The 9,925-nt window shown below is 44.8% G+C and carries 11 protein-coding genes and 1 pseudogene; 9 read left to right on the top strand and 3 right to left on the bottom strand.

What is annotated here, in order from left to right:
• Together RMO35_RS23335 and RMO35_RS23330 are read left to right on the top strand one after the other, a co-directional pair.
• Positions 1–709, top strand: a 709-nt coding sequence (locus RMO35_RS23335; protein ID WP_309744838.1) for an FtsX-like permease family protein, incomplete at its 5' end; no start/stop codon positions are given.
• 174 nt (positions 710–883) lie between these two features.
• Positions 884–1,561, top strand: a complete 678-nt coding sequence (locus tag RMO35_RS23330; protein ID WP_309744836.1) for an ABC transporter ATP-binding protein — start codon at positions 884–886, stop codon at positions 1,559–1,561.
• Here RMO35_RS23330 and RMO35_RS23325 read toward each other — a convergent pair.
• Together RMO35_RS23325 and RMO35_RS25495 are read right to left on the bottom strand one after the other, a co-directional pair.
• Complete coding sequence (locus RMO35_RS23325; RefSeq protein ID WP_309744834.1) at positions 1,558–1,791, bottom strand: hypothetical protein; 234 nt, start codon at positions 1,789–1,791, stop codon at positions 1,558–1,560. The two genes, RMO35_RS23330 and RMO35_RS23325, sit on opposite strands and share 4 nt — an antisense overlap.
• 3 nt (positions 1,792–1,794) lie before the next feature.
• Positions 1,795–1,887, bottom strand: a pseudogene (locus tag RMO35_RS25495) (GIY-YIG nuclease family protein); the annotation flags it as partial.
• A gap of 147 nt (positions 1,888–2,034) precedes the next feature.
• Here RMO35_RS25495 and RMO35_RS23320 point away from each other — a divergent pair.
• The 7 genes from RMO35_RS23320 (at position 2,035) to RMO35_RS23290 (ending at position 9,519) form a co-directional block, all read left to right on the top strand.
• Positions 2,035–2,556: an RICIN domain-containing protein gene (locus RMO35_RS23320; protein WP_309744832.1), complete on the top strand. Its 522-nt coding sequence runs from the start codon at positions 2,035–2,037 to the stop codon at positions 2,554–2,556.
• Positions 2,557–2,732: 176 nt separating this feature from the next.
• On the top strand, positions 2,733–3,599 hold the full coding sequence (locus RMO35_RS23315; RefSeq protein WP_309744830.1) for a hypothetical protein: 867 nt from the start codon (positions 2,733–2,735) through the stop codon (positions 3,597–3,599).
• 46 nt (positions 3,600–3,645) lie between these two features.
• A complete protein-coding gene (locus RMO35_RS23310) occupies positions 3,646–4,443 on the top strand; it encodes a DUF6920 family protein (RefSeq protein WP_309744828.1) in 798 nt (265 codons plus the stop codon).
• Between the two features lie 33 nt (positions 4,444–4,476).
• A complete protein-coding gene (locus tag RMO35_RS23305; RefSeq protein ID WP_309744826.1) occupies positions 4,477–5,082 on the top strand; it encodes a GerMN domain-containing protein in 606 nt (201 codons plus the stop codon).
• Positions 5,083–5,117: 35 nt separating this feature from the next.
• Positions 5,118–5,459 (top strand): DUF4342 domain-containing protein, encoded by a 342-nt coding sequence (locus RMO35_RS23300; protein WP_309744824.1) that lies wholly within the window; start codon positions 5,118–5,120, stop codon positions 5,457–5,459.
• Between the two features lie 289 nt (positions 5,460–5,748).
• Positions 5,749–5,994, top strand: a complete 246-nt coding sequence (locus RMO35_RS23295) for a DUF1816 domain-containing protein (protein ID WP_309744822.1) — start codon at positions 5,749–5,751, stop codon at positions 5,992–5,994.
• A gap of 375 nt (positions 5,995–6,369) precedes the next feature.
• Entirely contained in the window at positions 6,370–9,519 is a 3,150-nt protein-coding gene (locus RMO35_RS23290; protein WP_309744820.1) for an ATP-binding protein, read from the top strand.
• Here the strand turns inward: RMO35_RS23290 and RMO35_RS23285 are convergent.
• On the bottom strand, positions 9,482–9,925 hold a 444-nt coding region (locus RMO35_RS23285), incomplete at its 5' end, for a Bpu10I family restriction endonuclease (protein ID WP_309744818.1). The two genes, RMO35_RS23290 and RMO35_RS23285, sit on opposite strands and share 38 nt — an antisense overlap.

Genomic DNA, 9,925 nt, shown 5'->3' with positions numbered 1-9,925 from the left:
CGATATTCGGATTCAGGGTAAACGTTATCGCGTAGTGGGGGTGATGGAGCGGAAAGGGGCTGTCGGGCTGCAAGATACGAATAATATGGTGTATCTGCCCCTAACTAATATGTCCGCTGAGATTGTTGGTAACAATGCGCTCACAGGTGTGGCAATTAACGGCTTTTGGGTAAAAGCGAGTAATCCCGACCAACTTGAAGCAGCGGAATTTCAGGTGGCGAATGTGCTCCGGCTGCGCCATGATATTCGCCCACCCAAGGAGGATGATTTTACTCTCACCAATGAAGTGGATCTGATTAAGACTTTCACGAATATTATGGGATTGTTGACGCTAATGGTTACGGCGATCGCGGGTATTTCGCTGGTAGTTGGGGGGATTGGGATCGCGAATATTATGCTGGTATCAGTGATGGAACGGACGCGGGAAATCGGTCTGCGGAAAGCAGTTGGGGCAACTAGCGGCGCGATTCTCAATCAATTTTTGATGGAATCGATCGTGATTTCTAGTATCGGTGGTGGAATTGGGATTGCATTGGGTATCACCCTCGCTTTCGCTACCGCTACGATCTTTAAATTTCCCTTTGTGGTGTCGCTATTGTCAGTGGTGGTGGGTTTTGTCCTTTCGCTGATTGTTGGTGTGTTGGCGGGTGGTATTCCTGCTCGTAATGCGGCAAAACTAGACCCGATCTTGGCACTACGTGGGGATTAAATAACGATGTCAGTTAGGCAGGTTAGTCAGTTAGTCAGCGGTTGAAACCGCCGCTAGTGGTGCAAAGTACGCCTAAGCGGACAGTATTTATTAAATAGTACGCGTAGGCGGACTTTGCATTCCGAGCCACGATTTCAATCGTTGGCATCTCATAATCGTTGGCATTTAATAACTATGGCAAGCATGATTTCGCTCGAAGATATTACTAAAACCTATCACTTGGAATCGATCGAAGTTCCAGTTCTCAAACTGATTAATTTGTCGATCGAGCAAGGCGAATATGTGGCGATTATGGGAGCATCAGGTTCGGGCAAATCGACCCTGATGAATATTATCGGTTGTCTCGACAGACCCAGCAGCGGACAGTATTTCTTAGCAGGGCAAGATCTGACTACCCTCGATGATGATGAACTTGCAGATATTCGCAATCAGTATATTGGGTTTGTGTTTCAACAGTTCAACCTATTACCAAGGCTCACATCTTTGGCAAATGTGATGCTCCCGATGATTTATGCCGATGTCGATAAGTCGCAACGAATCGAACAGGCGACAGAAGCTCTAGTCCAAGTCGGTTTGAGCGATCGGATCCAGAACCGTCCCAATCAACTTTCTGGCGGACAACAGCAGCGGGTGGCGATCGCCCGTGCTTTAGTCAATCATCCCGCTCTAGTCCTCGCCGATGAACCGACTGGCGCGTTGGATTCCACCACTTCTGAGGAGATTATGAATCTGCTGACAGAGTTAAATCAACAAGGTACGACGATCGCGATCGTTACTCATGATGCTAGTGTCGCCGCTAGAACAAAGCGGATAATTCGGATGGTGGATGGGGTAATTGTTGAGTCGAACTAACCTCGACCGCGATTAGGTTTACAGTCTACAAATCCGATCGATTCACTATCCAAATAACCAGCTAAAGCCATCTCTATCAACGCCTCAACTGGATAGTTAATTTCAGCCGCTCGTTGGCGTAGCCTCGGCTTTGCCGAATCGATAAATGCCGTTCTAATCCGCTCTGGCAAATTTGCCAGGATTGCTTGAGCCGCGTTAGGTGTTAGTTGTTCTAAAGTCTGCGATTGCATAGCTTAACGCTCCATCGGAATTTTAACGTTATATGGCGGCTCGGTTGCTCTAAGCAGAATTGCTTCTAGTTCTAATAATAACGCTGAATTCCCCCATAGATCGAGTGTTTATGTCTGTTCCTATCAGTTCGTTGGCGTAGCCTACCGGAGGTAATCGATAGCTAAAAACTCGCTATATTGAGAGATAAAATCTCTCGATCGCTACTGATACAATAGAAGAAAATATAGATATAAATTTTTATCATGCAATTTAAAAAACTTGCGATCGCTTTACCACTAGTTTTAGTTAGTCTGCTGGCTCAAGAAGTCAACGCTCAGGTCAAGCAAAATCGTTTGCGAAATACATTGACAGGATCGGGTTATTGTTTAGATATTATCAATGATGGGGATAATAACAAACTGACTATGGCTAGATGTGCTAATGTTTCTGGACAACGTTGGAGCTTAACAGCTAGTGAGAAAAATCCTCAAGCTTATCGGTTGCAGACTCCATTTACAGGTACTGACAATTGTTTAGCGACGATCGATGATGGTAACAATAATCGACTCACGATCGCTCGATGTAGCGATGCTCCCGGACAACTTTGGAGCATTACACCTAGTAATGCAAATCCTGGTTCCTCTGGCTATTCTAATTTGCGGAATGAGCTTACAGGCGCGGATAAGTGTTTGAAAATAATTAATGATGGTCGAAATAATAAACTGACGATGGCTACATGTAGTAACGTCGCCGGACAAAGCTGGAGAATTACCAAAACTCCTTAATTAGTGCATTGACATAGCCTCTCCTCAGAGGCTATGTCAAGAATATATTTAAGGTAGGCAAGAATAATTATGTTGCTATCATATTGACCTTTTACAATTTTTCTCACAAGTTCCTCATCTTGTTTCGATATTGTGAGAGATAGTAAATTTTCTAATGAATCACGAGGATAAAATTTATGAAATGGCAACAATTAATCCTAGTTTTTATAGCCACTATCTGCTTGATTTTCGCGGGAAAGGCTTTGGCACAGACGGATGTTAATATTAACAATACCAACCTGATTCGCTTTGGTGGCGGCGTGACTGTAGCAGAGAACCAAACTGTCGAAAATGCTAGTGCTTTTGGTGGGAGTGTGACGGTATTACCTAATGCCAGAGTTTTAGATACAGCTATTGCTTTTGGCGGCGATGTCATCCTCAAAAAAGGCTCGCGGGTAGATGGTGATGCCTACTCCTTTGGCGGCAAAATCGTTCAGGAACCAGGCGCGATTATTAGTGGCGAACGTGCGACATTTAGCGACAGACACGGGATGATGTCTGACTCTTATGGGAGGCGCAGTTTCTTTCCTTGGTATTTCTTCAATGCTATTTTCAGAATCAGTGCCGCTGTAGTAGCAGGGATTCTCGGACTGATTATCTTGCAAACCAGTCCGCAGTTTTTACCGAATTTGGCTACAAAGTTGCGTCAATATCCTGGTTTAGCTGCTTTGTGGGGGATTGGGGCGATTTTATCAATTATTGTTGCCACTGTGTTGCTGGCAATTACGTTAATTGGCATTCCCTTAATTCCAATCCTGAGTTTGAGTGCGGTTATCGCTTCGTTAGTCGGTTCGCTGGGTGTAGCTCTGTTTGTCGGTCAACACATCGATAGAAATAGTCAGCAGTCAGCATTACAGCAGTTCTTAATTGGTTTGGCGATCTTGACAGCTCTGACATTGATTCCGTTTTTGGGAGGCTTAGTAGTGTTCCTGATTAATCTATTCGGCTTGGGTGTCATCTTGCTCTGGAAATTCGGTAAAGACCAACCTCAAATGGCGGCTTAGATACGCTAGATCCCCACTAACTACTACAAAATCTAGAAAAACCACTATGATTACTCATAAAACCAAAGAAGTTTCACTCGATGAACTATGGGAATCAGCCTCCATCAGCGATTGCGCTTCACGCACGCTAGGCGATCGAATATTTAACCCCGAATCCCTGACAAATCTACCTGAAACTGCTCGGCGATACCTAGAACATGCAATTGCACCTGAAACAAAGCTTGCTGCTGCGGTGCGCTTGAAAATGCACGGTGAAATTAAATTGAAAAAGTGGATTCCCTTCACAGCCGAGCAAGTCATTTGCTTGGAGCATGGACTGATTTGGAGTGCTACAGCATGGATGAATGGCTTCTTGCCCATTATCGGATCGGATCGGATTATCGACGGCAGCGGTGCGATGCAGTGGAAAATATTAGGATTGTTTCCTGTGATGACGGCAGATGGTAACGATATTACGCGGTCTGCTATCGGTCGCCTCCAAGCAGAGTCAATGTGGCTACCGTCGGTGTTATGTGACAATGAGGTTTCATGGACAAGCTCATCGTCATTGGAGCTAGACTCCAATTTGCATTCCAGTTTTGTCGTGCAAGGCGACAGAGCCGAACTAGACTTTACCATAGATCGATCGGGTCGTCTCAAAACCTTCAAGTTGCCACGCTGGGGCAATCCAGATGGTGCTGAGTTTCGTGAGATGGACTTCGGTGGAATTGTAGAGGAAGAGGGGACATTTTGCAGCTACACCATTCCAACCCGTCTAAGGGTTGGCTGGTACTTTGGCACCGAGCGGTTTGAGTCGGAGGGCGAATTCTTCCGCTGCACGATCGATGATGCAATCTATCGGTAGTGGAAGATTCAAGCACTAATTAGGGAAAATAGATTGAAAAAACTCTTTGTCAATAAACATGCTGTCAAATTATCTTTATTATTCATAACAGCAGTTGCTTTGAGCATTGGGGTGGGAACTAATCATATTGTTCTTCAGCATGAAAAATCATCAGTTCCAGTTACAACTTCCGCAACTATTCCTAATGATTCAGCCCAACAAATTCAACCGCAAGTTTATTGGTTACGATCCGAGCGATCTAAACTAACTCTAGTTGCCAAATCATTACCATCGAATACACCAAGTTCTAGTTCCCCACAGCAAGGATTAACAATCGCTATGCAACAGTTACTAACAGCCCAACCCCGTGATGATTTGACTAGTACGATTCCCAAAGGTACTCAACTTTTGAGTTTGCAAGTTTGTGCTGATGGGGTACATGTCGATCTATCGCCAGAATTTCGTTCTGGTGGTGGTAGCACCTCGATGATTTATCGAGTCGCACAGGTGATTTATACGGCTAGCAGTCTCGATCCTAACGCTAAAGTTTTTATCTCTGTCGGTGGACGATCGATCGACCAGAACCATCCTCTAGGCGGTGAAGGATTAATCTTGCAGCAACCGACTACTCGATCTCAATTTGCTGCTGACTTTCTCTGATTTTTAAACATAACCAACAACAAAGAATTAATAACATGAACGTACCAAATGATAACTTTCAGGAAAATGTCGAAACAATCCAGTCTGAATTAGTAACGGGAGAACATGAAGCGAAAACAGCAGAAAAGATTGGCGTAGAAGAATTTAGTATTCATGGTGATGCCTTGGGTGCCAAAATCAAAGAACTGATTCATCAAGGCAACATTCGGCGGATTATTCTCAAGAATGAAGAGGGGCATATATTAATTGAAATTCCCTTAACTGTTGGCGTGGTGGGTGGTGCCATTAGTGCGGCTTTCTTCCCCATTCTGGCTGCTGTGGGATCGATTGGGGCGATGGTCGCTCATCTGACGATCGTAGTGGAAAAACGATCGTAATCTAGCTTGCTAAATCTGGGTATGATTTATTTTTTAATCAACGCCCATAATCTTACGATCGAACGCAAAGACAGCACTATTCGGCTCGTCCTAGCGATCGTCGTTCCGTGATGCCAAGGGCAAGGCTCCGCCAACGAACTCTAAACCTACCTCTATTGACCGATCTGTTTCTCAGCAATCATCAATATATTTATAGTATAAAAACATTATAAGGATCGACATAATAAGGAAAAATATTTTTTCTTTATTACGATTGATAATAAATTAGATTTTAAACAATAAAATACTGGTGAAGATCGACGAAATCTGTGCTAATACTCTAGATTTCTTGGGGCAGGCTTGGTGGGTCGAAGTTTTGACAACTCAGCCCCGATGTACTTACTACTTTGGCCCCTTTGGTGGTGTAGAGTCAGCGAATCTAGCGGTGTCTGGCTATGTCGAAGATCTCGAAAGCGAATCTGCCCAAGGAATTAAAACCCAGGTGAAACGTTGTCATCCAGCTCGACTGACTATCGATCACGATCTGGAAGACTAAAAATAGAAATCGCTCCTCGGAGTGCCTACGATTAAAATCGTGGCTAATGTTGCAAAGTCCGCCTACGCGGACTAGTTAATCAGTCCGCGCAGGCGGACTTTGCACTCTGAGCGGCGGTTTCTAACCGCTGAGGTTGTAGGTAGCTGTAGCGATCGACCAAATTCCAGCGCGGTTAAGATCCCGTTAATATATATTAGCTTTTACTAGATTTGGTATGGCTAAAATACCTCTATAGCAAGCATCTCAATCAAATTGCCACTTTCGTCTTAACCGTTGGCGGACAGCCAGCTCCCCTGAAGAATCGACCAAATTTTTTAAGTCTATTTCCAGATAAAAGTCGAGCGGCTTGCTAGGTCTAGAGTGTTATAATTAGCTATGGCAGTTACTAATTCAGACCTTAAAAGTTTTAATTCCATCGGTTTAAAATCTCCATCGGTTCATGTCTTAACGGAGATCCAATCTCATGGCATATTGCTGGTTTTACAAGAGCCAGATTTAAAGATTTTACAAGTTAGTAATAATACGATCGGTGCATTTGAAGTCTCCCCAAGTCTCGTCATCGGACAGCCATTAGAAAAGTTTTTAGATGTCTTTCAGGTCGAGCAATTTCGAGCGGCATTAGCAGACCAAAGTTTCGATCGTACAAATTACACGAAAGTATGGGTAACAAAATCTAAGGATAATTACCGGATCTTTGATGCTGTTTTTCATCGGAGTCCTGATGGCTATCTAATTCTAGAATTGGAACCAACCCAAAAAGACGAACATATTCCTTTTCAAAGTTTTTATCATTTAGCTAAAGCCTCAATTCTGCAAGGGAGATCGGCTAATAGTCAATTGACTGCAACTGCCGATTTAGCTGCTTTCGGTCGAATTATGGTCGCAGAAGTGCGGAAGTTGACTGGATTCGATCGAGTCATGCTCTACAAATTCGATCGGGATGGGCATGGTGAAGTCATCGCTGAGGCTCGAGTAGTCGAAATGGACTCTTATCTGGCTCTGCATTTCCCAGAGTCAGATATTCCCCAACCAGCGCGAGAAATGTTTGTCTTCAATCGGATTCGGGCGATCTCCGACGTTCGGGCTGAGTCAGTGCAACTGATTCCCGCCCTCAATCCGCTAACGGGGCAGCTTACGGATCTAAGCCACTCGATGCTTCGCAGTCCCGATCCTTGTCATGCTGAATACCTCCAGAATATGGGTGCCAGTGCATCCTTGACGATTTCCCTCATCAAAGACGGACGCTTGTGGGGAATTATTACCTGTCATCATCAGACAGCTAAATTCATATCCTATGAGTTGCGGAATGCTTGTGAACTGCTCGGACAGGTAATTTTCGATCGGATCTCCATCATTGAAGATATCCCTGACTATAGCTATCGATCGAAATTAGCTCACTTGCGCTCGATGGGGATCGAGCAGATGTCGCAATCCGCCACGGGATCGCTGGAGTCAACGGCGAGTTTCGTTGATGCTTTAATGGGACAATCACCCAATCTCTTGGATCTCTTCGATGCTGGGGGTGCGGCAATTTGTGTTGGCGGTCGCTGGACGGCAATCGGGCAGATTCCCCCGCCAGCAACACTTGATGACTTGGTGCAATGGTTGACCGACAATGTTCGAGATGATGTATTTACCACCGACTCACTTCCGTTACTAGCTAACGCTCCCGTTGGTGGAGAACGATTTAAAGATGTTGCTAGTGGGATGCTGGCAATTTCCTTGTCGCCAGACAGTTATGTGTTGTGTTTCCGTCCTGAAGTAATTCAAACGGTGAATTGGGGTGGGAATCCAGAGCAGGCTCACCAAGAAGTAGTCGCAGCCGATGGTAATTTGCGATTGAGTCCGCGAAAATCTTTTCAATTGTGGCAAGAACGCGTCCGGCTGCATTCACGCCCGTGGCAAACTGTAGACATCGCCGCCGCCGTCGAATTACGCAAATCGCTGCTCAATATTATCCTCCGTCAATCTGAAGCTGCTTTGCAGCAAAGCGAAGCCCGCTATCGCACTCTAGTAGCCAGTGCCCCTGTCGGCATTTTTCAAACCGACATTGCCGGAGACTGTTTATTTATCAATCAGCAAGGTCTGGAATTAATGGGCGCGTCACCAGCGGAAGTTTTGGGTCGAGGTTGGACAAACTCTATCCATCCCGACGATCGCCCGCGCGTATCTGTCGCCTGGGAGAGTACTGTCGTCTCGAAACATCGATTTGGGCTAGAGTATCGGATGATGACCCCCCAGGGGCAAGTAAACTGGGTCTATGGCAATGCGATCGCGATCGAGGATGAAGCTGGAAACATTACTGGCTATCTGGGCACTCTCACCGATATTACCGAGAAAAAGCGATTAGAGCAGCAATTTCTCCGCGCTCAACGCTTGGAAAGTTTGGGCACCCTCGCCAGCGGCATCGCTCACGATCTGAATAATGTGCTGACACCGATTGTCGGTGCTGCCCAGCTTTTACAAGTTACCCTCCCCACATTAGACGAGCGCAGTCAAAGACTACTGACGATGTTAGTCGAAAGTTCGCTACGCGGGAGTAGTTTAGTCAAACAAATTCTCACATTTGCGCGGGGAGTGGACGGTCAACGCACAGTATTAAAACTACAGCACATCCTCGTCGAAACGATCGATATTGCCCGCCAAACTTTTCCCAAATCGATCGAAATTAGCTTGAATCTGCCCGTTGAAGATCTCCAGATGGTGTGCGTCGATGCGACCCAAATTCATCAAGTCTTCATGAATTTATTTGTAAATGCGCGGGATGCCCTACCGGATGGCGGATCGATTACGGCAACTGCGAAAAATCTGGTAATCGACGACACTAATGCCAAACTGCATGTCGATCTTCGCGCTGGATCTTATGTCACGATCGCGATCGCTGATACTGGCATCGGCATCGATAGTAAAGAGATCGATCTAATTTTCGATCCGTTCTTTACTACCAAAGAGCTAGGAACTGGTCTAGGATTATCGACAGTTATGAGCATTATCAAAGCTCATGATGGCGATCTTCATGTCGATAGTGAAGTTGGGCGCGGTACTTGCTTCACTATCCATCTACCTGCGGTAACTAATAGTGAGGAAAAACAGTTAGGATCGCAACCAGAATCATTTGACGGGAAGGGGCAATTAGTTTTGGTAGTAGATGATGAATTCTCGATCCGCGAGATGATTAAAGATTCATTAGAAGCTTATAATTACCGCGCGATCTTAGCTAGTGATGGTGTCGAAGCGATCGCCCTATACGAGCGAGAGTGGGAAAACATTGCCGTCGTCTTGTTGGATATGATGATGCCGAATCTCCATACACCTTATATCATTCGGGCATTGCAACGAATTAATCCCGCCGTCAAAGTTGTTGCGATGAGTGGTACATCGGCAAATGAATCGATCGTCGATCGGTATGCGATCGGCGCATTTTTGACTAAACCATTTATGACGACAGAAATGCTGCATACATTAGCAAATCTGGAACTTAATATCTTTAGAAATGACCTCGATCTAAAACCTGTTCAATTCTAGGTGCTGTATCTTCCACGAGTGTTTGTATTTTATCAATCATCCTCTGAAAAACATCAGGATAGTATTTTGAAGCATCAATGAAATTAGTATATTCCTGACGATATTTTCTCCTCGACTCTGGCGTTTTGTATTCTTGACGAATATTTGCGGACATACGCCTACACTTTCTAACTATCAGCACATCGTCAATCTGAGTAGAAGTAATAGATACTGGAGTCATATCTAAAAACTCACAAACTAAGAAATAAAGCGAGCTAGGAACTGCTATCTTGAGATCTCTACTGGTAGCCACAGCCTCTTGAAACATCGTCTTATCTAAGTTGGTTTTACACTCAGCGCAGATGTATCCAAGATGTGACTCAATCAATTTGTAATTTGTAAACTCTCTATCAAAAGCAGTTTTTAA

It is taken from the genome of Chamaesiphon sp. OTE_20_metabat_361, assembly GCF_031364565.1.
This window is presented reverse-complemented; position numbering and strand designations above follow the sequence as displayed.